Here is a 20561-nt window from a genome sequence, read left to right as displayed (position 1 = left end):
GACGTGCTGGGCAACGACAACGACCCGGACGGCAGCCTGAACCCCGCCAGCGTGACGATCGTCGGCAGCGGCGGCCCCGGCCAACCGCTGGTCGTAGCGGGCCAAGGCACCTGGACGGTTAACCCGGCGACCGGCGCCATCACCTTTACCCCGGCCGCCGGCTTCACCGGCGACCCGACCCCGATCAGCTACACCGTGGCCGACAACCTGGGCCTGGTCTCGAACCCGGCCACCGTCACCGTCGACTATATTCCAACCGTGGTGGCGACTAACGCGGTAGTCGACGAGACTAACGGCAATTTGGATCAAACAGGTGGCGCTGTATTAGTCGAGCCGACCGGCTCCGGATCTTTGTTGATCGACGGTCAGCCCCCTGTTTCGGTAACTTTGGCGGCGACGGGAGCAACCTGGGACGCTGCCAGCAAAACGTTGGATGCCAGTACTTATCGGATCACGGTGAATGCCGACGGTAGCTACGAGTTTGCGTTGAAGGGCGCATTGTCCCATCCCGGGGCGGCAGACGCCGCTTCGGCGCCAATCCAATACGATATTTCCGCGGTATTGACCGGAACGAACGGGGAAGTCGCGAATGCCGTTTTCCGGGTTGATGTTTACGACGACGGGCCAAGGGTAGCCAACAGCAATGGCCAGGTACAGAATGTTGCTCAGCCCGACCAAGTCTTGTCCGGCTTGATTGATTATGATTTGGGATTCGACGGTTTCGGAGCTTCCGGCGGCGTAACTTTAGTGAATAACAACGGTGCATTAACCTCGCGCGGAGACAGTATTTCTTATTTGGTTTTCGATAGCAACGGCGATAATTTGCAGGAGATTTACGCTTTTGTTGATAAAGGTGGTCTTACCACCGAGGCCAATTATCTTGATCAAAAGTCAATCGATCGTGCTGTGTTTTCTCTTGAGCCTACGGAGCCCGGGTCAGTTGACGGGGCTTACAAGTTGGTTCTGTACGATGTATTGGATATACCGGCTCCAACGCCGACAACACTGACTTTTGAGAACGCCACGAGCGTTTCCGCGTCGCAGATCGCCTTCGGAAGCTCGCTAGTGGTGCAGGGGAGCAACCTGGTGTTGAGTCCTGCCAATCATATCGGCGTCAACGACAATGCTTTGGATCGTGGTGAAACCTTGACCTTTAAGTTCGGTGGGGTGGTCAATGCAGTGCAAATGAATGACATCAATGCCGATCTCGCCGGTCCGGATCGGTTTAGTTGGACTGCTTACAAAGACGGAGCCGTCGTTGGCAGCCGGAATAATGTGACAATGCCTTCCGGCGGCTTTACCCCAGCCATTAACGTCAATGGTGGTTTCGATACCCTGAAGATCGATATAACTGCGGGCAAGTTTGAACTGGGTGGGTTGAAATATCAGGCGGCAAGTTCGCAAACGCTGCAATTGAATTTCGGTTTCACTGCCACAGATGGCGATGGGGATAGTGTTAGCGGCAGCTTCAGCGTAAATGCCGGTACACTACTCGCGACGGGTATTACGACGACGTTGCCCGAGCTACAACACGCCGATAGCCACGTTCATTAGTCTGGCTAACCACCTCACATAAAAAAACCGGCTTAAGCCGGTTTTTTTTGAGGTCGGGTTAGCTAAGTCAGCTGGATTTACGATATTTGCCGGTACCGAATACGCCCAACAAGCCGCCGGCAAACAGCCAAGCGGCCGCCGGCAGAGGTACGGCTGGCGTGTTATAGGTCAGCCTTGCTTCGACGAACGGCGGAAACTGGGCAGTGAAACCGTCAGCATGCAAGTTAAATTCAACGTCGCTCGATAAATTCAACCAAATGACAATTTTGTTGTCGGCGGTCCAGTTCACCAGATCGGCGCCATCCAGTACAAATTCTTGACTCCATTCGACGACGTCTTGATGGTGCGAATTGGAGACGATGCCGCCGAAATAAGGGGACGCATTATCCGGAAACGCGACGCCGTCAATGCTGAACGCGATGTTTTCCAGATCGGAGTTCTCGCTGTAGTCGCCGCGGGCGTGAATCCAAAGCGAGCCCTCGGTCAACGCTGCGAGTGGGGCGTTATCGATTATAAATTCGAAGCTTTGTCCGTCGGCGGTTTGCTGAAACGTTTGCGAAGTAAATGTAACCGTATTGGCTTGCGCGCTGGTCGCGGTCAGAAACAGTGCGGCTAAAGTGAGTAAAACTCGGCTACGCATCGGATTCTCCTTGTAAAATTTAGAACTAACGCAAATTCTAAGCGATGTCGTACTGCAAAGCCACTTGTACTTTTGGGCTGGTGAACAGTGCAGCAGCGCTCAAGATGCTACCGACTCCGTTTCGGCCTCGTTGCCAACAAAGCCGAAACCGGCGCAAGTCACCGAATATAAGGCCGCGTCGGCGGATAAGCTGCCAAAAAAACATGCTGACACCGGCCTTTTCGGGTATCCTTTTCCGGCTATTTCCATGTTTCCTAGGTTCCGTAATGACCAACAATACCGACATTGCCGCCAAATACGATATTGATCCCGCAGAGACTCAAGAATGGATGGAAGCCCTGCAAGCGGTGATCGAAAAGGAAGGCAGCGAACGCGCCAGTTACCTGATCGAAACCCTGCTCAGCACCGCCAGACAAGCCGGTCTGGACATTCCTTTCTCCGCCAACACGCCATACATCAATTCGATTCCGGTCGATAAGCAGCCCAAATTTCCGGGTAATACCGATATCGAACGGACCATCCGGTCATACGTTCGTTGGAATGCGATGATGATGGTGTTGCGGGCAAACAAGCATACCAATGTCGGTGGTCATATCGCCAGTTTCGCGTCGGCAATCACTTTGTACGATGTAGGTCAAAACCATTTCTGGAATGCCGCATCCGACAAACACGGCGGCGATTTGATTTTCTCGCAAGGCCACTCGGCTCCCGGAACCTATGCTCAGGCCTTCTTACTCGGTCGTTTGAGCGAAGAACAAATGGATAATTTCCGTCAGGAAGTCGGCGGCAACGGTTTATCGTCTTACCCGCATCCGTGGTTGATGCCGGATTTCTGGCAATTCCCGACCGTATCGATGGGCTTGGGGCCGATCATGGCGATTTACCAAGCCCGTTTCATGCGCTATATGCAGGACCGCGGCATGGCCAACACCGAGGGCCGTAAAGTTTGGGCCTTCCTCGGCGACGGCGAATGCGACGAACCGGAAACCCTAGGCGCGATCGGCATGGCCGGCCGCGAAAAGTTGGACAACCTGATCTTTGTCATTAACTGCAACCTGCAGCGCCTGGACGGCCCGGTGCGCGGCAACGGCAAAATCATTCAAGAACTGGAAAGCAATTTCCGCGGCGCCAACTGGAACGTAATCAAGGTGATTTGGGGCCGGCGCTGGGATGCGATTCTGGCGCGTGATAAGCACGGATTGATCGTCAAACGCATGATGGAATGCGTCGACGGCGACTACCAAACCTTCAAATCCAAGGACGGCGCTTATGTGCGTGAGCACTTCTTCAATACGCCGGAACTGAAAGAACTGGTCAAGGATTACACCGACCGCGATATCTGGGAATTGAACCGCGGCGGCCACGATCCGATCAAGGTGTTTGCCGCTTATAACGCGGCAGCCAACCACCAAGGCCAGCCGACGGTCATTCTGGCCAAGACCATCAAAGGCTACGGCATGGGCGATTCCGGCCAGGCCCAAAACACCAGTCATCAGCAAAAGAAAATGAGCCTGGAGTCGATCAAGGGTATCCGCGACCGCTACCAACTGCCGATCAGCGACGAAGACCTGCCCAACCTGCCTTACATCCGTTTGGCGGAAGATTCCGAAGAACTCAAATACCTGCGCCAGCGCCGCGCCGACTTGGGCGGTTATCTGCCGGCGCGGCGGGCAAAATCCTATTCGTTGGAAATCCCCGCGCTGTCCGCGTTCAAGGCTTTGCTGGATGGCACCGGCGAAGGCCATGAAATCTCGACGACGATGGCTTTCGTCCGCATCCTGAATATCCTGGTCAAGGACAAACAAATCGGCAAACGCGTGGTACCTATCGTGCCGGACGAATCGCGCACCTTCGGTATGGAGGGCATGTTCCGCCAATTGGGAATCTGGTCGCAGGTTGGCCAGTTGTACACGCCGCAAGATGCTGAACAGTTAATGTTTTACAAGGAAGACAAGCACGGCCAGGTGTTGCAGGAAGGCATCAACGAAGCCGGCGGCCTGTGCGACTGGATCGCGGCGGGTACGGCCTATTCGACTCACGGTACGCCGATGATTCCGTTCTTCATCTACTACTCGATGTTCGGCTTCCAGCGCGTCGCAGACTTGATTTGGGCCGCGGCCGACCAACGTACCCGCGGCTTCCTGTTAGGCGGCACCGCCGGCAGAACCACGCTGAACGGCGAAGGCTTGCAGCACGAAGACGGCCATAGCCATTTGATGTCGGCGACGGTCCCGAACTGCTATTCCTACGATCCGACCTTTGCCTGTGAACTGGCGGTAATCATCCACGACGGCTTGCGCCGGATGTACGTCGAGCAGGAGGATATCTTCTATTACATCACCTTGATGAATGAAAATTACGACCAGCCGCCATTGGTCGAAGGCGCCGAAGCCGACATTTTGAAAGGCATGTATCTGTTCAAAAAGGGCCACAAGGGCAACAAGCCCAGAGTCCAGTTGTTGGGGTCAGGCACCATTTTCATCGAAGTGATTTTCGCCGCCCAATTGCTGCACGACGACTGGGGTGTCGACGCCGATCTGTGGAGTTGCCCCAGCTTTACCGAGTTGGCGCGCGACGGCCAAAGCTGCGAGCGTTGGAATCGTTTGCATCCGACCGAGAAATCGCGCGTGACCCACGTCGAACGCTGCCTGGACGATGCCAAAGGTCCGGTGATCGCTGCAACCGACTATATGCGCGCCTTTGCCGAACAGATTCGGCCCTGGGTAAAAAATCCCTACACTGTTCTGGGTACCGACGGTTTCGGCCGCTCCGATACCCGCGCCAATCTGCGTAAATTCTTCGAGGTGGATCGTTACCACGTTACCGTTGCTGCGCTGCAAGCTCTGGCGCGAGCTGGTGAGTTCGATGCTGCCAAAGTTGACGTGGCGATTGCGAAATATGGCATAAACCCCGATGCCAGCGCCCCCTGGTTGGTTTAACGGCTGAATTAACGGAATGCGTAGATGAGTTCTTTAGTTGAAGTAAAAGTCCCCGACGTCGGCAACGTGCCGGAAATCGATATCGTCGAAGTCTTGGTGCAACCCGGCGACGTGGTTGCGATCGAACAAACTCTGGCGGTGATGGAAACCGACAAGGCCACAATGGACCTGCCGTCCAGTGCGGCCGGTATCGTTAAGTCGGTCCATATCAAACCGGGCGATAAAGTCGCGGAAGGTACCTTGATCGTCACGGTCGAAGTCGGCGCCGCCGCTGCAGAGCCGGTTGCCGAAGTCGCGCCGGTGCCTGCCGCCGCCGAGCCGCCTCCGGCGCCGGTTGCGGAAGCGCCGAAAGCCGAACCGGCTAAAGCCGTGGCTGCCCCGGTAGCGCCGGTTGTTGCCAGCACCGAAGGTTATAAACCGCATGCGACGCCGAGCGTACGCTTGTTCGCCCGCGAATTGGGCGTCGAGCTAAGCAAGATCCCGGCCGGCAGCGGCCGCAAAGGGCGGATCTTGCAGGAAGACGTGAAAAAATTCGTCAAGCAAGTTATGACGTCCGGCGCCGCGGTAAGCGGTGGCGGCGCCGGCATTCCGGCCATCCCGGCGGTCGATTTCACTCAATTCGGCGAAATCGAAGAAAAGCCGTTAAGCAAAATCAAACGCTTGACCGGGCAAAATTTGACCCGGGTTTGGTTGAACCTGCCGTTGGTAACCTACCACGACGAAGTCGCGATCGACGAGATGGAGGAGTTCCGCAAGGCGGTCAACGCCGACCAAGGCAAGGACGGCATCAAAGTTACCGGCTTGGTGTTCATCATGAAAGCGCTGGTCGCTGCGCTGCAGAAATTCCCATCTTTTAATAGCTCGCTATCTCCGGAAGGCGACAAGCTTTTCCTGAAAAAGTATTACCACCTCGGTATTGCGGTCGACACGCCAAATGGCCTAGTCGTGCCGGTCATCCGCGATGTCGATAAAAAAGGCATTTTTCAGTTGTCGCAAGAATTGGCTGAGCTCAGCGAATTGGCTCGTCAAGGCAAACTGAAACCGTCCGACATGCAAGGCGGTTGCATGACCATCTCCAGCCTCGGTGGCATCGGCGGCACGGCGTTCACGCCTATCGTCAACGCGCCGGAAGTCGCGATCTTGGGTGTGACCCGCTCCAAAGTGCAGCCGGTGTGGAACGGTAAGGAATTCGAGCCGAAACTGATGTTGCCGCTGGACATTACCTACGACCATCGCGTCATCGACGGTGCCGAAGGCGCCCGATTCATGGAAGCCTTAAAAGCCAATCTGGCCGATATTCGCCGTCTGTTGCTGTAAAACCGGCCAAGTTGCCGCCCCGTTTATTTCCGCTCTGGAGTAAACGGGGCGGCGCTTTGTGGTAGAAGTTTATTCCACTCGTTCGGCATCGTCACGATCGACGGCACCGAATTTGCTCCGCTAAATTCTGAATTCCGCCGACCGGGCGTGCGCAGTCAAACTCTCGCCCCGCGCCAACACCGAAGCGATTTTCCCTAAATTCTGTGCTCCCGTTGCGGAGCAGTTGATCAGGCTGCTGCGTTTTTGAAAGTCGTAGACGCCCAGCGGCGATGAATAACGAGCAGTACTCGAGGTGGGTAGCACGTGGTTGGGGCCGGCGCAGTAGTCGCCCAGGGCTTCGGCGGTGTAACGGCCCATGAAGATGGCACCGGCGTTGCGGATTTGCTCTGCCAAGGCTTCCGGATCGGCGACCGACAGCTCCAAATGTTCCGGTGCGATACGGTTCGCTACTTGTGCGGCTTGGTCCAGGTCGGCGACTTTGATAAAGGCGCCGCGGCCGGTCAATGAGGCTTTGATGATGGCGGCGCGCTCCATTTCCGGCAGCAGTTTATTGATGCTGGCTTCGACTTTTTTCAGGAAGTCGGCGTCCGGGCTGATCAGGATTGCCTGGGCGTTTTCGTCGTGTTCGGCTTGCGAGAACAAATCCATCGCGATCCAGTCCGGATCGGTTTGGCCGTCGCAGATGATCAGGATTTCGGACGGACCGGCGATCATATCGATGCCGACCTGACCGAACACCAGTTTTTTCGCCGTGGCGACATAGATGTTGCCGGGGCCGACGATTTTATCGACGGCCGGCACGGTTTCGGTGCCGTAGGCGAGCGCCGCAACGGCTTGAGCGCCGCCGATCGTGAACACCCGGTCCACGCCGGCGACGTAGGCCGCCGCCAGCACCAGCGGATTGGTTTCGCCGCCGGGTGTCGGCACCACCATGATTAATTCGCCGACGCCGGCGACTTTCGCCGGAATCGCGTTCATCAGCACCGAGGAAGGGTAAGCGGCCTTGCCACCCGGCACGTAGAGGCCGGCTTTGTCCAGCGGCGTCACTTTCTGTCCGAGCAGGGTGCCGTCCAGTTCAGTGTAATGCCAGGACTGCAATTTTTGATGTTCCGCGTAAGCTCGCACCCGGTCCGCGGCGGTTTGCAAAGCAATTGCTTGCGTGCTGGGTAGCGTGTCCCAGGCCTGCTTCAGTGCCTCCCGGCTCAGTTCCAGTTCTTTGCCGGCCTTGAATGCGGTGCGGTCGAAACGGTTGGTGTATTCCAGCAAGGCCTGGTCGCCGCGTTTTTTGACATCGGCGATGATGTCCAGCACCCGTTTATGGATTTCCAAATCGTCGCTGGCGTCCCAGTCCAGGCGAACCTGCAATTGTTTGGCGAAATCGGCGGACGAACTGTCCAGGCGTAACATTTTGATCGCAGCCATGGGGCTTACCTCTGCGCCAGCGTGGTTTCGAATTGGTCTATCAAGGCTTGAATGGCTTGGTGCTTCATTTTCATCGCCGCTTTATTGACTACCAGCCTGGAGGTGATGTTGGCGATCAGCTCGCGCGGCTCCAGGCCGTTGGCTTTTAACGTATTGCCGGTGTCCACCAAGTCGACGATGCAATCGGCCAGGCCAACCAGCGGCGCCAGTTCCATCGAACCGTACAGCTTGATGATCTCGGCCTGCACGCCCAGGTCGGCAAAATAGCGTTGCGCGGTTTTGACGTATTTGGTCGCGACGCGTAAGCGGCCTTTGACCGGCGGCGCGCCGACCGGGCCGGCCGTCATCAGGCGGCAGCCGGCGATGCCCAAGTCCAACGGTTCGTAAAGGCTTTCCGCGCCGTGCTCCAGCAATACGTCCTTGCCGGCGATGCCGAGGTCGGCGGCGCCGTACTCGACGAAGGTCGGTACGTCGGTGGCACGGATGATGACCAATTGCACGTCGTCGCGGGTGGTTTGCAGGATCAATTTCCGGCTTTTATCCGGATCGTCGATCGGCGTGATGCCGGCCTGTTGCAAAAACGGCAGGGCTTCTTCGTAAATTCGGCCTTTGGATACGGCGATGGTTAACATGGCTCGGGATGGGTTTTAGTTGGGAACGCGGCGGATCGTGGCGCCCAGTTGCGACAATTTTTCCTCGATATGGTCGTAACCGCGGTCGATATGGTAGATCCGGTCCACCAAGGTTTCGCCTTCTGCAATCAGGCCGGCCAGCACCAAGCTGGCGGATGCGCGCAAGTCGGTAGCCATCACCGGCGCCGCTTTCAGACCTTCGTTGCCGGTGCAGATCGCGGTGTTGGATTCGAGTTTGATCTGGGCGCCCATGCGTTGCAATTCCTGCACGTGCATGAAGCGGTTTTCGAATACGGTTTCGGTAATCAGGCCGACGCCTTCGGCGACCGAGTTCAACGCCGTAAATTGGGCCTGCATGTCGGTCGGGAAAGCCGGATAGGGCGCGGTGCGCACTGTGACCGCTTTCGGCCGTTTGCCGTGCATGTTCAATTCGATCCAGTTTTCGCCGCAGGTGATGTCGGCGCCGGCTTCCTTCAATTTAGCCAGCACGGCGTCCAGCGTGTTCGGGTCGGTATTTTTCAGACGGACATGGCCGCGGGTGATCGCGCCGGCGACCAGATAGGTACCGGTTTCGATCCTGTCCGGCAGAATATCGTAATGCAGGCCGGGAACGCCGAGCTTTTCGACGCCTTCGACGGTCAGAATATCGGTGCCGACGCCGCTGATCTTGGCGCCCATTTTGTTCAGAAAATGCGCCAGATCGGTGACTTCGGGCTCTTTGGCAGCATTTTCGATGATGGTGATGCCGTCCGCCAGGGTGGCGGCCATCAGGATGTTTTCGGTGCCGGTCACGGTGATTTTATCCAACACCAAACGGCAGCCTTTCAGACGCGTGGCCTTGGCGTGGATGTAACCGGCTTCCACGGTGATGTCCGCTCCCATCTTGATCAGCGAGTCGATGTGGATATCCACCGGCCGGGTGCCGATCGCGCAGCCGCCGGGCAGCGACACGTAAGCTTCCCCGAAACGGGCCAGCAACGGCCCCAGCACCAGGATCGAAGCGCGCATGGTTTTCACCAGTTCGTAAGGCGCTTCGTATTTGTGGATGGTGCTGGTGTCGACTTCGATGTTCATTTTCTCGTCGACGGTCAGGCCCACGCCCATTTGGCCCAGCAATTCCATCGTGGTGGTGATGTCGTGCAGGTGGGGAATGTTGCCGACGCTGACCGGTACTTCGGACAGTAGCGTCGCAGCCAGAATCGGCAGGGCGGCGTTTTTGGCGCCGGAAATCCGCAGTTCGCCGTGTAAGGGTTTGCCGCCGGTAATCAGTAATTTATCCATGAATGGTCTCGGGTAAGTGGGGCAGAACGCGGCTCAAGGCGCGCGGTTTGCAAAATATTCGGTTTCGTCGAAGCCGCTGAGTTTGGCCAATGCCAGTAATTGGGCCGGAACGTTCTTGAAAGACAATTTGACGCGGTTGCTACGGGCCTGCTTGATCCATTCGATCATCAACGCCAGACCGGCGCTGTCGGTCATGCCGACTAGCGACAGGTCGATGCAGATGCTGTCCATGCCTTTCAGAAAGTTGAAGGACTTCAGCGATTGCTTGTCGATGCTGGCAAAAGTCAGGTTTCCTTCCACGGTGTAATGCCCTGGGGCCTGTTCGGTGACGCTCAGTTTCGGCATCTATTTGCCTTCCGCCTTGTTCAGCATGAATTTGCCGATCATTTCTTCCAGAACGATGGCCGAGCTGGTGATGTCGAGCTGGCTCTTATCGTGCAGGTATTCTTCCGACGAGCCCGGGTCGATACTGATGTACTGCTCGCCCAACAGGCCGGCAGTATAAATGCTGGCGCCCGAATCCATCGGGATGTTGTCGTACTTGGATTCGATGCGCATTTCGACGATGGATTCGTGGCTGTTGCGATCCAGCCGGATCGACGATACCCGGCCAATGCGGACGCCGGCGATCGATACCGGCGATTTGACTTTCAGACCGCCGGAGTTTTGAAAATGGGCAATCACCGTGTAACTGTCGTCACCGGTGTAGGTTCCCAGATTACTGACTTGTAAAGCCATGTAGAACAACGCGGCAATGCCGGAGGCGACAAAAAATCCGACCAGAGTATCCTGGGTCTTGGAATGCGGCATGTTAAATGTCTCCAAACATGAGTGCGGTTAAGATGAAATCCAGTGCCAATACCGAAAACGCCGAGTTGACCACGGTGCGAGTGGTGGCTCGGCTGACCCCTTCCGAGGTTGGGATGGCGTCGTAGCCTTCGAACAGGGCGATCCAGGATACGACGAAGCCGAACACGACGCTTTTGATGACGCCATTAACGATGTCTTCGCGAAAATCGATGCTGGCCTGCATTTGCGCCCAAAATGCGCCGTCGTCGACGCCGAGCATGCCGACGCCGACCAGATGGCCGCCCATGATGCCGATCGCGCTGAACAGTGCGGCCAGTAACGGCATGGCCAAAAAGCCGGCCAGAAAGCGCGGGGAAATGATGCGGTTGATCGGGTCGACCGCCATCATCTCCATGCCGGACAGTTGTTCGGTGGCTTTCATCAGGCCAATCTCGGCGGTCAGCGCAGATCCCGCCCGGCCGGCGAACAATAAGGCGGAAACCACCGGCCCCAGTTCCCGGACCAGCGAAGCGGCGACCATTACGCCCAACGATTCTTCGGCGCCGAAGTCCGACAGGATGTTGAAGCCTTGCAAACCGAGCACCATGCCGACGAACAGGCCGGAAATGGTGATGATCAGAAACGACAGCACGCCGACCGAATACATCTGCTTCAGCAGCAAATTCGGGCGCGGCATTACTTCGCCGATGCCGGTCAGAGTATGCAGCAGAAAGAAAGTGCCCCGCCCCAATTTGGCAAAAGCGCTGCGCGTGGTTTTTCCCAGAGTTTGCAGTAATTCGAGCATCGCGTTCTCAAATAGGGCTTATTTGCCGGACAACAAGTCGTCCAGATAATCTGGAGCGGGGTAGTGGAAGTGCACCGGGCCGTCGGCGTAACCGTTCATGAACTGTTCCACCCACTCCGAATCGGAGGCTGCCAATTGTTGTGGAGTCCCTTGGCCAATCACTTTTCCGCCAGACAGAACGTAGATGTAATCGGCAATCGCCGCGGTTTCCTGGACGTCGTGGGAGACGATGATGCTGGTCAGGCCGAGCGTGGTGTTCAAGGCTTTGATCAAATGCACCAACGCGCCCATCGAGATCGGGTCCTGGCCCGTAAACGGTTCGTCGTACATGATCATCATCGGGTCCAATGCGATGGCCCGGGCCAGAGCGACCCGGCGCGCCATGCCGCCGGACAGTTCGTTCGGCATCAGGCGGTGAGCGCCGCGCAATCCGACCGCGTGCAATTTCATCAACACCAGGGTGCGGATCATCGATTCCGGCAGGTGGGTGTGCTCCCGCAGCGGAAACGCCACATTGTCGTAAACGTTCATGTCGGTGAGCAGGGCGCCGCTTTGGAACAGCATGCCCATCCGTTTGCGTAAATTGTACAAGTCGCGGGTCGGCAAACGATGAACATTCAAACCGTCGACATTGATTTGGCCGCGTTCGGGAGTCAGTTGGCCGCCGATCAGTTTCAGCAGTGTGGTTTTGCCGGTGCCGCTGGGGCCCATGATGGCGGTGATTTTGCCGCGTTGGATTTCGAGATCGATGCCGTCGAATATCTTTCTGGCGCCCCTGGAAAAGCTCAAGTTGCTGATTGAAACGATGTTGCTTTCCGGGCTTGCGCTAGTGGCCATCTGCTGTGATTACAGGAGTATCTGGTTTGGTAACAGGTTATTTTCTATGACTGGTCGCGAATAAGTCAATGACTTGGGGTGAAAAGTCGATCAAGAACATGCAATAATGATTCCTTTTTACTCAAGTGTGCGGAGTCGGTTTTCGGTGGGCGGCGATCAGAACATTCAGGCGTTGGCGTTGGCGGTGATTCAAACCGAAATGCAGGCCGTGGCAGCGTTGGCCGCGCGTATCGACCACCAGTTCGTTGCTGCTTGCCGTCTGTTACTGGCTTGCAAAGGCCGAGTAGTGGTTACTGGCATGGGCAAATCCGGACATATCGCCGGTAAAATCGCCGCAACTTTGGCCAGCACCGGCACGCCGGCGTTTTTCGTGCATCCGGGTGAAGCCAGTCACGGCGACTTGGGCATGATCACCCGTCAGGACGTGGTCTTGGCCCTGTCTAATTCCGGCGAAACCGGAGAAATTCTGACGATTTTGCCTATCATTAAGCGCCTGGGCGTACCCTTGATTGCGTTGACCGGCAATCCCGGCTCGACGTTGGCAAAGTTTGCAACGGCGCACATCGATGTTGCAGTTGAACAAGAGGCTTGCCCGTTGGGTTTGGCGCCCACCGCCAGCACTACCGCGGCATTGGTGATGGGGGATGCCTTGGCCGTCTCTTTACTGGAAACTCGCGGATTTACTCGGGACGATTTCGCGCTATCGCATCCGGGCGGCAGTTTGGGCAAGCGATTGCTGTTGCAGGTCGGCGACATCATGCATCGTGGCGGCGAAGTGCCGGTGGTATCCGATACAGTGTTGGTCGGCGAGGCTTTGCTGGAAATGACCGGCAAAAAACTGGGAATGACTGCGGTGGTGGATGGCGACGGTCGCGTGGCCGGAGTGTTTACCGACGGCGATTTGCGGCGGATGCTGGAGAAAAACCTGGATGTGCACCTGACCCGGATTGCGGAAGTCATGACCCGGAATTGCAAGTCCGTCGACGAACGCATGTTGGCGGCCGAGGCGATGCAGATCATGGAGGCCAAAAAAATTAACGCCTTGTTGGTGGTCGACGAAAATAATAAGTTGCTCGGCGCATTGAATATGCATGATTTGTTGCGGGCCGGGATTGTTTGAAGCGTGAGCGGAAATGTTTGAATTAAGTCCTGAACAACTCGCCATCGTCCGCGAGCTCAAATTGTTGGTGTTGGATGTCGACGGCGTGCTGACCGACGGCCGTTTGTTTTTCGACGATGGCGGCAGAGAGTACAAATGCTTTCACGCCCGCGACGGCCACGGTATCAAGTTGCTGCGTCAAACCGGTGTCGAAGTCGCGGTCATTTCCGGCCGAAAATCCAATTCGGTGACGTTGCGGATGCAGGGGCTTGGCGTCGAGCATGTCTATCAGGGGCATGAAAACAAGCGAGCGGCTTTCGCCGACGTGTTGCAGCGATTGAATTTGCAGTCGCGGCAAGTGGCTTATGTCGGCGACGACGTTTTGGATTTGCCGGTCATGCGCCAGGTAGGGTTTGCCGTGGCGGTGCAGGATGCCAATTTTGCGGTGTTGGCACATGCGCATTGGCAAACCAAAGTCCCCGGCGGCTTGGGTGCCGTGCGCGAGGTGTGCGATTTGATCATGCATGCTCAAGGGACGCTGGATGCGGTGTTGCACAACTATTTATGACATCGCAGCGGAATTTTCAGATTTTTGTCTATGTCGGCTTGGCCGCTTTGTTGTCGTGGTGGCTGGTGCAGCTTAACGAACAGCGTGACGCCGAAATAAAAATTGCCGAAAATAGCCCGGATTTTTTCAGCGTGGGTTATTACAAAAAAGAGATGGATTTGGACGGCTTGCCGAAAAGCGAATTGTCGGCTGACAGAATGGAACATTACAAGGCCGACGGCAGCACGCATCTGCAGCAGCCGGTCATGACGCTGTTCAATCCCAATCAAAAGCCATGGTCGATCAAATCCGAAACCGGAATCATGGCGGCGGACGGTGATAGTTTGCAGTTGAACGGCAAAGCTTATATCAATCGTGATGCATCGAAAACCAATTCGGCTTTAACCATTAACACATCGGATTTGCGAGTTAAACTCGCCAGTCATTTTGCAGAGACCCAAGCTTGGGCGGAAATCATCAGTCCCCCCAATAGAACGGAAGGGATAGGAATGGAGGCGACTTTCGTCAGTCCGATTCACCTGAAATTGTTGTCCAAAGTGAAAGGTCGCTATGAAATTAAGTAGAATAGTGGGGGTAGGCCTGTTTTTGTCGGCGCGGCTTGCGTTCGGTTTGGAGTCGGATTCCGAGCAGCCTGTTTATATCGATTCCAATAACGCCGTTTACGATGAAAAAAGCCAGATCAGTACCTACACCGGTAATGTGGTGGCGACCCAGGGCAGTATCAGAATCGACGCCGACCAGTTGGTGGTGCATCTGAAAGACGGCGCCATCACCAAACTGGTGGCGACGGGTAAGCCGTCCCGTTTCAAACAATTGCCGGCCGTGGGTAAGGAAGAAATGCACGGCGAGGGTTTGATCAACGAGTTTTATCCGGATAAGAATTTGTTGATCTTTATGAAAAATGCTTCGGTTTGGCAGGGTGATGCCAAACAATCCAGCGAGTACATAGAGTACGATACCAAAAACTCGTTGTTGAAAGCCGGTGAGTCCAATTCCGATGGCAAGCGGGTGCACTCGGTGATTCAGCCCAAAACCAAGAAGGCCCAATAGTGGCGCGCTTGGTAGCAACCGAGTTGTACAAGCGGTACAGCTCACGCAACGTCGTCGATGGCGTCAGTTTGCAGGTCGATACCGGCGAGGTGGTGGGCTTGCTCGGCCCTAACGGCGCCGGTAAAACCACTAGCTTCTACATGATGGTGGGGCTGGTGAAGGCGGACAGAGGCGATATTTTTCTCGACGACCAACGGATTACGCTGCATCCGATGCATCGGCGGGCAAGATTGGGGATAGGCTATCTAGCCCAGGAAGCATCGGTATTTCGTAAGCTCAGTGTCGCCGACAACTTGCGCGCGGTACTGCAGATTCGTGACGATTTGACCGATGGCCAGATCGAACTGGTCATCGACGAATTGTTGGGGGAGTTCGGTATCGGCCACTTGCGCAACCAGTTGGCATTGGGGCTGTCGGGCGGCGAGCGGCGGCGGGTCGAGATTGCCCGGGCTTTGGCCAGCGAACCACAGTTTATTTTGTTGGACGAACCGTTTGCCGGCGTCGATCCGATCTCGGTTTTGGAATTGCAAAAAATTATCGCGCATCTGAAGCAGCGCGGTATCGGTATCCTGATCACCGAGCATAAAGTTAGGGAAACATTGGAAATATGCGATCGCGCCTACATCTTGAACGAAGGCAAGGTTATCGCCGAAGGGCAATCCCGCCAACTTGTCGAGAACGACGAGGTGCGCAGAGTGTATCTGGGCGAAAAATTCAGTTTATAAAATCCGAGTAGTCATGAAGCAATCCTTACAGCTCCGCATCGGTCAAAGTTTGACCATGACGCCGCAGTTGCAGCAGGCAATAAAACTGTTGCAAATGTCGACTTTGGATTTGCAGCAGGAAATTCAGCAGGCGCTGGAATCCAATATGATGCTGGAATTGGACGAAGAAGAGCTGCCGGCTTTGGAGTTTCGCGATAAAAAGCTCGACAACACCGACCAAGTCACCAGCGAAGGCTCCCAAACCGATATGCCGGACGAGTTGCCGGTCGATGTCAGTTGGGACGATGTTTACGAAAGTTCGTTGCCCAGCAGCGGCGATGACGGCGACACGCCCGAGTTCGAAACCTTTCGCGGTAAATCCGAAACTTTGCACGACCACTTACTGTGGCAATTGGATCTGATTCCAATCTCGGATCGCGATTATGCAATTGCGGTAGCGATTATCGACGCAATCAACGACGACGGTTATGTCGCCAGCGATCTGCAGGACATTTTTCAAGGTTTGCTGGAGCAGTTGGAAGGCTTGGAATTCGACGAGGTTCAGGCCGTGCTGCATCGGATTCAGAATTTCGATCCGGTCGGTGTCGCGGCGCTGGATTTGGCCGACTGCCTGCGGTTGCAATTGCAGCAATTGCCGGATAACACCCGCTACAAGGCTGAAGCCTTGGATTTTGTGCACCGGCATCTGGATTTGCTGACCAGTTGCGATCAGGTCCGCTTGATGAAACGGGTCGGGCTCAGCGAAGACGAATTGAAAGGTATATTGGCCTTGATTCGGACCTTGGACCCCAAGCCGGGAGCCAGCTTGCAGGAAGTCGATGTCGAATATGTCGTGCCCGACGTGTTCGTGGTCAAAGTTAACGGCCAATGGCTGGTCAGCTTGAACCCGGACATCGCGCCGAAATTGCGCATCAACCCCTTCTATTCCGGCATGATCAAGCGCGCGGACAACAGTTCAGACAATGTCAGCATGAAAAACCATTTGCAGGAAGCGCGCTGGTTTATCAAAAGTCTGCATAGCCGTAACGACACCTTGTTGCGGGTCGCAAAAAGTATCGTCGAAAAACAAGGCGATTTTTTCGAGCATGGGGCGATCGCAATGAAGCCGATGGTGTTGCGGGATATCGCCGAGGAACTGGAGTTGCACGAATCGACGATCTCGCGGGTGACCACGCAGAAATACATGCACACTCCCCATGGGGTGATCGAATTCAAATACTTTTTCTCCAGCCACGTCAGTACCGATGGCGGAGGCGAGTGCTCGGCGACGGCAATCCGGGCGCTGATAAAAGAGTTGGTCGGCAACGAAAATCCGGCCAAGCCGTTAAGCGATAGTAAAATATCGGATTTATTGAACGAGAAGGGCATTAACGTCGCGCGCCGCACCATCGCCAAATACCGGGAAGCGATGTCCATCCCTTCAACCAGCCAGCGGAAAAGGCACATTTAATCGATCGGGAAGCACAATTTTTAAAAACAGGAGTATTCCATGCAAGTTAGTATCACAGGCCATCACGTAGAAGTTACCGAGGCGTTGAAAGCTTATGTCGAAGAAAAAATCGGCAAAATCAAACGCCATTTCGACAACGTCGTTGATGTCCATGTCATTTTGACCGTTGAAAAACTGGAGCAAAAAGCCGAAGCGGCAGTACAGGTCAGCGGTGCCAAGCTTTATGCGGAAGACGTGCAAGAAGACATGTATGCAGCGATCGACAATATGGTCGACAAGCTCGACCGCCAAATCGTCAAGCACAAAGAAAAATCTCAAAACCATCGTTAATCGGATATTCGGCGACACGGGATGAAAACGGCTTTCGTCTCGTGTCCAGTCAACCATGAAGCTTGTTATCGTCAGCGGTTTATCGGGGTCGGGCAAGAGTATCGCGTTGGATACTCTGGAAGATTGCGGCTATTACTGCATCGATAACTTACCGGTCGCATTGCTGGCCGACTTTGTCGATCACGTGATGCTGAAAAACCAAGCCACTTACAGCAAAACCGCGATCGGCATCGATGCTCGCAATCGGTCCGACAATTTGGCCGAGTTTCCGGACAGTCTGACTTCAATTCGTAACAAGGGTATCGACTGCGAACTGGTGTACATGGAGGCGGATGAGAACATCATCCTGAAGCGCTACAGCGAAACCCGTCGCCGCCACCCGCTCAGCACCGAGAGCCGGCCTTTGCGCGAAGCCTTGGAAATCGAGCGGGAGATGTTGCGTCCGCTGGCCTTGAGAGCCGATATCGTAATCGACACCAGCTATACGCATTACCATCAATTACGGGATTTATTGAAAAACCGGCTGGGTGAGAAAGGCAAAAACTCGCTGTCGATTCTGTTCCAGTCGTTCGGTTTCAAATACGGGATTCCGCTGGACGCCGACTTTGTGTTCGATGCCCGTAGTCTGCCCAACCCTTATTGGGCGCCTGAGCTAAGGGGCTTAACCGGCAAAAATCCCTCGGTTGCCGATTTTTTGCAGAACGATCCGGCCGTAAAGGAGTTTCTACACGATATCGGTTACTTCATCGGCCGTTGGGCGCCGCGGTTCGAATCGGATAACCGCAGTTATTTGACTATTGCGATCGGTTGTACCGGCGGCCAACACCGTTCGGTTTATCTGGTCGAAGCCTTAAGCAAACATTTTCAAACGATTACCGCCAACGTCATCGTCAGGCATCGGGAGTTGCGGTAACCCCGGGCCGCCGGCCCTCTTTTTGGTTTTGTACCTATGACATCAGCAGTGAAGCTCGAAAACGCGGAATCTCTATTGGATCGGACGCTGGAAGTTTTGGCCAACGGCTCGCAAATCGAAATCAGAAACTTGGTGCGGTCCCTTTATCCGGCGGAAGCGGCGCATATTCTCGAAGCCTTGGATCCCGAACAGCGCGCAAAACTCTGGGCGTTGATTCCACCCGGAGTGATTGGCGAAATCCTGGTGGAAGTTAACGTCGAAGTCGGTGCCGGTCTGCTGAAAATCACCGACCGCAAAGACCTGATTGCCGCGACCGAGTCGATGGGTGCCGACGGCATGGTTGATCTATTGCATGTGCTGCCTGAGCCGTTGTTGTCGCAAATCATGGAATCGATTGGGGTGCATAACCGTAACCGGATCGAAAAGGCTTTGAGTTACGGGGAGCATACTGCTGGCGGCATTATGTCCGATGACGTGCTGACGATACGCGGCGACGTCACATTGGATGTTGTTTCGCGATACTTGCGCTTGCGCGGCAACATTCCAGCCAATACCGATAATCTGATCGTTGTTGATCGTAAGGAACACTTTCAGGGGGTATTGCCGCTCAGCCAGTTGCTGAGTCATGATCCGCATACCAAGGTTGCCGCTGTGATGGATACCCGAATTGCCGGCATTTCTTACCGGATGCCAAGTCGTGACGTTGCCGGAGTATTTGAGCGGCGCAAATTGCTGTCTGTTCCGGTGTTGGCGGATGACGGCAGAGTGGTCGGGCGGATAGCAGTCGACGACGTTATCGGTTTAATCAGGGACGAAGCGGACCATTCGCTGATGAGCATGGCCGGTTTGAGCGAAGAGCAGGACATGTTTGCACCGGTGGTCAGCAGTGCCAAGCGTCGGGCTCTCTGGCTAGGCGTAAATCTGCTGACGGCTTTTCTGGCGGCCTCGGTGATCGATTTGTTCGAAGACGCTATCCAACAGATTGTGGCGCTGGCCGTGCTGATGCCGATTGTGGCCAGCATGGGCGGTATTGCCGGCAGTCAGACTTTAACCTTGGTGGTCAGAGGTCTGGCCTTACGCCAAGTCACTGGTAGCAATGCCGGGCGCTTATTGTTTAAGGAGATTTCGGTCGGCTTGTTGAACGGTTTGGTGTGGGCCTGTGTGGTAGCCCTGGTGGCTGGTATGTGGTTTCACCGCCCGGATGTCGGAATATTGCTGGGTGTGGCGATGTTGATCAATCTGGTCTGTGCCGCTTTGTCCGGTGTGGCGATACCGGTTTTGCTGAACAAGATGGGGATTGATCCGGCCCTGGCCGGCGGAGTGTTATTGACCACAGTCACCGATGTGGTTGGTTTTACAGCCTTTTTGGGTTTGGCGACCTTGTTTCTCCTTTAAGGGTTTGTGCTTTTTGTTACGGAAAATGGTAGTATTCCAGACGTACAGCAGCTTATTTTCCAAAATAAATGTCTACCGGCGCACCAATTACGCAAAAAACAGCTTTGGAGTTCAAAAGCACGTCGCTGACAGTGCCGGTATTGCTGCTAGCCGGTAATGACGTGGTCCTGATCGATCAACAATTGCAGGAAAAAGTCGCGCAAGCACCCGAATTTTTTAAAAATTCGCCGCTCTTGATCGATTTTCAAAAGCTTAACGCTCAAAATCTCGAACTGGATTTTACCGAAATCGTCGCTTTGGTCCGCAAACACGGGTTCATGCCGATCGGTATTCGCGGTGGTAACCAAAAACAAACCGACGATGCTCTGGCAATTAATTTGCCGCATTATTCCCTGCATGGCGCCAATGCGCCGCTCGTTGCCAACAAACCTGCCGCAAAAACATTGCCGCCGCCAGTTGCTGAAGAGCCGAAGCAGCAAACTCAGCTTGTGGAAAACAAGCTGGTCGTGCAACCGGTCCGTTCCGGGCAACGGGTCTATGCGAAAGGGGATTTGATCGTTACCGCAACGGTGAGCGCCGGCGCCGAAATCATGGCCGAGGGCAATATTCACATCTACGGTTCGCTCCGCGGCAGAGCTTTGGCTGGCGTGTTGGGCGATACTGCTTCCCGTATTTTCTGCTCGGACCTGCAAGCCGAATTGATTTCAATCGCCGGGATTTACCAGCTGAGCGAAGATTTGAGCAAATATCCGGCGCATAAGCCGTTACAGATCAGTCTGGATAATCAAGCCCTGATTATTAAAGAGTTTTAAGCT

Annotated in this window: 21 protein-coding genes; 13 read left to right on the top strand and 8 right to left on the bottom strand. The window is 55.2% G+C overall.

Features of this window, described 5'->3' with window-relative positions; translation table 11 throughout:
- Nucleotides 1-1554, top strand: a 1554-nt coding sequence (locus tag C2U68_RS21110) for an Ig-like domain-containing protein (RefSeq protein WP_222101867.1), incomplete at its 5' end; no start/stop codon positions are given.
- Between the two features lie 67 nt (nucleotides 1555-1621).
- Here C2U68_RS21110 and C2U68_RS05330 read toward each other — a convergent pair.
- Nucleotides 1622-2194 (bottom strand): VPLPA-CTERM sorting domain-containing protein, encoded by a 573-nt coding sequence (locus tag C2U68_RS05330; RefSeq protein WP_140911481.1) that lies wholly within the window; start codon nucleotides 2192-2194, stop codon nucleotides 1622-1624.
- Nucleotides 2195-2460: 266 nt separating this feature from the next.
- Here C2U68_RS05330 and aceE point away from each other — a divergent pair, with 266 nt between their 5' ends.
- Complete coding sequence (aceE, locus tag C2U68_RS05325) at nucleotides 2461-5133, top strand: pyruvate dehydrogenase (acetyl-transferring), homodimeric type (RefSeq protein WP_140911480.1); 2673 nt, start codon at nucleotides 2461-2463, stop codon at nucleotides 5131-5133.
- A gap of 24 nt (nucleotides 5134-5157) precedes the next feature.
- Nucleotides 5158-6450 (top strand): dihydrolipoyllysine-residue acetyltransferase, encoded by a 1293-nt coding sequence (gene aceF / locus C2U68_RS05320; protein WP_140911479.1) that lies wholly within the window; start codon nucleotides 5158-5160, stop codon nucleotides 6448-6450.
- Between the two features lie 120 nt (nucleotides 6451-6570).
- On the opposite strand, the gene hisD is transcribed toward aceF, so the two are convergent.
- From hisD to C2U68_RS05285, 7 genes are read right to left on the bottom strand one after another with little or no spacing between them, the layout of a single operon-like run.
- Nucleotides 6571-7872, bottom strand: a complete 1302-nt coding sequence (gene hisD / locus C2U68_RS05315) for a histidinol dehydrogenase (RefSeq protein ID WP_140911478.1) — start codon at nucleotides 7870-7872, stop codon at nucleotides 6571-6573.
- A 5-nt stretch (nucleotides 7873-7877) separates the two neighbouring features.
- On the bottom strand, nucleotides 7878-8504 hold the full coding sequence (hisG, locus tag C2U68_RS05310) for an ATP phosphoribosyltransferase (protein WP_140911477.1): 627 nt from the start codon (nucleotides 8502-8504) through the stop codon (nucleotides 7878-7880).
- A gap of 15 nt (nucleotides 8505-8519) precedes the next feature.
- A complete protein-coding gene (murA, locus tag C2U68_RS05305; RefSeq protein ID WP_140911476.1) occupies nucleotides 8520-9785 on the bottom strand; it encodes a UDP-N-acetylglucosamine 1-carboxyvinyltransferase in 1266 nt (421 codons plus the stop codon).
- Nucleotides 9786-9818: 33 nt separating this feature from the next.
- Nucleotides 9819-10130 carry a lipid asymmetry maintenance protein MlaB gene (locus tag C2U68_RS05300; RefSeq protein WP_140911475.1) on the bottom strand — a complete coding sequence of 104 codons (312 nt, stop codon included), beginning with the start codon at nucleotides 10128-10130 and terminating at the stop codon, nucleotides 9819-9821.
- Entirely contained in the window at nucleotides 10131-10595 is a 465-nt protein-coding gene (mlaD, locus tag C2U68_RS05295) for an outer membrane lipid asymmetry maintenance protein MlaD (protein WP_140911474.1), read from the bottom strand. It lies immediately after the preceding gene.
- A gap of 1 nt (nucleotide 10596) precedes the next feature.
- Complete coding sequence (gene mlaE, locus C2U68_RS05290) at nucleotides 10597-11379, bottom strand: lipid asymmetry maintenance ABC transporter permease subunit MlaE (RefSeq protein ID WP_140911473.1); 783 nt, start codon at nucleotides 11377-11379, stop codon at nucleotides 10597-10599.
- 18 nt (nucleotides 11380-11397) lie between these two features.
- Entirely contained in the window at nucleotides 11398-12216 is an 819-nt protein-coding gene (locus C2U68_RS05285) for an ABC transporter ATP-binding protein (protein WP_140911472.1), read from the bottom strand.
- Between the two features lie 199 nt (nucleotides 12217-12415).
- Here C2U68_RS05285 and C2U68_RS05280 point away from each other — a divergent pair, with 199 nt between their 5' ends.
- From C2U68_RS05280 to minC, 10 genes are all read left to right on the top strand, one after another.
- Complete coding sequence (locus C2U68_RS05280) at nucleotides 12416-13336, top strand: KpsF/GutQ family sugar-phosphate isomerase (RefSeq protein WP_222101870.1); 921 nt, start codon at nucleotides 12416-12418, stop codon at nucleotides 13334-13336.
- Nucleotides 13337-13349: 13 nt separating this feature from the next.
- Nucleotides 13350-13883 (top strand): 3-deoxy-manno-octulosonate-8-phosphatase KdsC, encoded by a 534-nt coding sequence (gene kdsC, locus C2U68_RS05275; protein WP_140911470.1) that lies wholly within the window; start codon nucleotides 13350-13352, stop codon nucleotides 13881-13883.
- Nucleotides 13880-14446: an LPS export ABC transporter periplasmic protein LptC gene (gene lptC / locus C2U68_RS05270; RefSeq protein ID WP_140911469.1), complete on the top strand. Its 567-nt coding sequence runs from the start codon at nucleotides 13880-13882 to the stop codon at nucleotides 14444-14446. Before kdsC ends, lptC begins: the two co-directional genes overlap by 4 nt.
- Entirely contained in the window at nucleotides 14433-14933 is a 501-nt protein-coding gene (lptA, locus tag C2U68_RS05265) for a lipopolysaccharide transport periplasmic protein LptA (RefSeq protein ID WP_140911468.1), read from the top strand. The genes lptC and lptA overlap by 14 nt, the downstream gene beginning before the upstream one ends.
- Nucleotides 14933-15658, top strand: a complete 726-nt coding sequence (gene lptB, locus C2U68_RS05260) for an LPS export ABC transporter ATP-binding protein (protein WP_140911467.1) — start codon at nucleotides 14933-14935, stop codon at nucleotides 15656-15658. The genes lptA and lptB overlap by 1 nt, the downstream gene beginning before the upstream one ends.
- Nucleotides 15659-15671: 13 nt before the next feature.
- A complete protein-coding gene (locus C2U68_RS05255; RefSeq protein WP_140911466.1) occupies nucleotides 15672-17108 on the top strand; it encodes an RNA polymerase factor sigma-54 in 1437 nt (478 codons plus the stop codon).
- Nucleotides 17109-17147: 39 nt separating this feature from the next.
- Nucleotides 17148-17438, top strand: coding sequence for a ribosome hibernation-promoting factor, HPF/YfiA family (gene hpf, locus C2U68_RS05250; protein ID WP_054761376.1), 291 nt, complete (start codon nucleotides 17148-17150; stop codon nucleotides 17436-17438).
- 55 nt (nucleotides 17439-17493) lie between these two features.
- Nucleotides 17494-18351, top strand: a complete 858-nt coding sequence (gene rapZ / locus C2U68_RS05245; RefSeq protein ID WP_140911465.1) for an RNase adapter RapZ — start codon at nucleotides 17494-17496, stop codon at nucleotides 18349-18351.
- 36 nt (nucleotides 18352-18387) lie between these two features.
- Nucleotides 18388-19746, top strand: coding sequence for a magnesium transporter (gene mgtE / locus C2U68_RS05240; protein WP_140911464.1), 1359 nt, complete (start codon nucleotides 18388-18390; stop codon nucleotides 19744-19746).
- A gap of 68 nt (nucleotides 19747-19814) precedes the next feature.
- Nucleotides 19815-20558 carry a septum site-determining protein MinC gene (gene minC / locus C2U68_RS05235; RefSeq protein ID WP_140911463.1) on the top strand — a complete coding sequence of 248 codons (744 nt, stop codon included), beginning with the start codon at nucleotides 19815-19817 and terminating at the stop codon, nucleotides 20556-20558.
- Nucleotides 20559-20561: the final 3 nt, after the last annotated feature.

Source organism: Methylomonas koyamae, assembly GCF_006483455.1.
Lineage (GTDB): Bacteria > Pseudomonadota > Gammaproteobacteria > Methylococcales > Methylomonadaceae > Methylomonas > Methylomonas koyamae_B.
Note: the sequence above shows the minus strand (reverse complement) of the source record. Positions and strands in the feature narration are given on the sequence as shown.

Excerpts from the sequence above, each read along its gene's own strand:
- C2U68_RS05255 (WP_140911466.1), top strand. The coding sequence starts at position 15,672 with ATGAAGCAATCCTTACAGCTCCGCATCGGTCAAAGTTTGACCATGACG.
- mlaE (WP_140911473.1), bottom strand. The coding sequence starts at position 11,379 with ATGCTCGAATTACTGCAAACTCTGGGAAAAACCACGCGCAGCGCTTTT.
- lptA (WP_140911468.1), top strand. The coding sequence starts at position 14,433 with ATGAAATTAAGTAGAATAGTGGGGGTAGGCCTGTTTTTGTCGGCGCGG.
- rapZ (WP_140911465.1), top strand. The coding sequence starts at position 17,494 with ATGAAGCTTGTTATCGTCAGCGGTTTATCGGGGTCGGGCAAGAGTATC.
- C2U68_RS05300 (WP_140911475.1), bottom strand. The coding sequence starts at position 10,130 with ATGCCGAAACTGAGCGTCACCGAACAGGCCCCAGGGCATTACACCGTG.
- C2U68_RS05285 (WP_140911472.1), bottom strand. The coding sequence starts at position 12,216 with ATGGCCACTAGCGCAAGCCCGGAAAGCAACATCGTTTCAATCAGCAAC.
- hisD (WP_140911478.1), bottom strand. The coding sequence starts at position 7,872 with ATGGCTGCGATCAAAATGTTACGCCTGGACAGTTCGTCCGCCGATTTC.
- C2U68_RS05330 (WP_140911481.1), bottom strand. The coding sequence starts at position 2,194 with ATGCGTAGCCGAGTTTTACTCACTTTAGCCGCACTGTTTCTGACCGCG.
- mlaD (WP_140911474.1), bottom strand. The coding sequence starts at position 10,595 with ATGCCGCATTCCAAGACCCAGGATACTCTGGTCGGATTTTTTGTCGCC.
- minC (WP_140911463.1), top strand. The coding sequence starts at position 19,815 with ATGTCTACCGGCGCACCAATTACGCAAAAAACAGCTTTGGAGTTCAAA.
- hpf (WP_054761376.1), top strand. The coding sequence starts at position 17,148 with ATGCAAGTTAGTATCACAGGCCATCACGTAGAAGTTACCGAGGCGTTG.
- hisG (WP_140911477.1), bottom strand. The coding sequence starts at position 8,504 with ATGTTAACCATCGCCGTATCCAAAGGCCGAATTTACGAAGAAGCCCTG.
- aceE (WP_140911480.1), top strand. The coding sequence starts at position 2,461 with ATGACCAACAATACCGACATTGCCGCCAAATACGATATTGATCCCGCA.
- kdsC (WP_140911470.1), top strand. The coding sequence starts at position 13,350 with ATGTTTGAATTAAGTCCTGAACAACTCGCCATCGTCCGCGAGCTCAAA.
- lptC (WP_140911469.1), top strand. The coding sequence starts at position 13,880 with ATGACATCGCAGCGGAATTTTCAGATTTTTGTCTATGTCGGCTTGGCC.
- mgtE (WP_140911464.1), top strand. The coding sequence starts at position 18,388 with ATGACATCAGCAGTGAAGCTCGAAAACGCGGAATCTCTATTGGATCGG.
- murA (WP_140911476.1), bottom strand. The coding sequence starts at position 9,785 with ATGGATAAATTACTGATTACCGGCGGCAAACCCTTACACGGCGAACTG.
- C2U68_RS05280 (WP_222101870.1), top strand. The coding sequence starts at position 12,416 with ATGCAGGCCGTGGCAGCGTTGGCCGCGCGTATCGACCACCAGTTCGTT.
- aceF (WP_140911479.1), top strand. The coding sequence starts at position 5,158 with ATGAGTTCTTTAGTTGAAGTAAAAGTCCCCGACGTCGGCAACGTGCCG.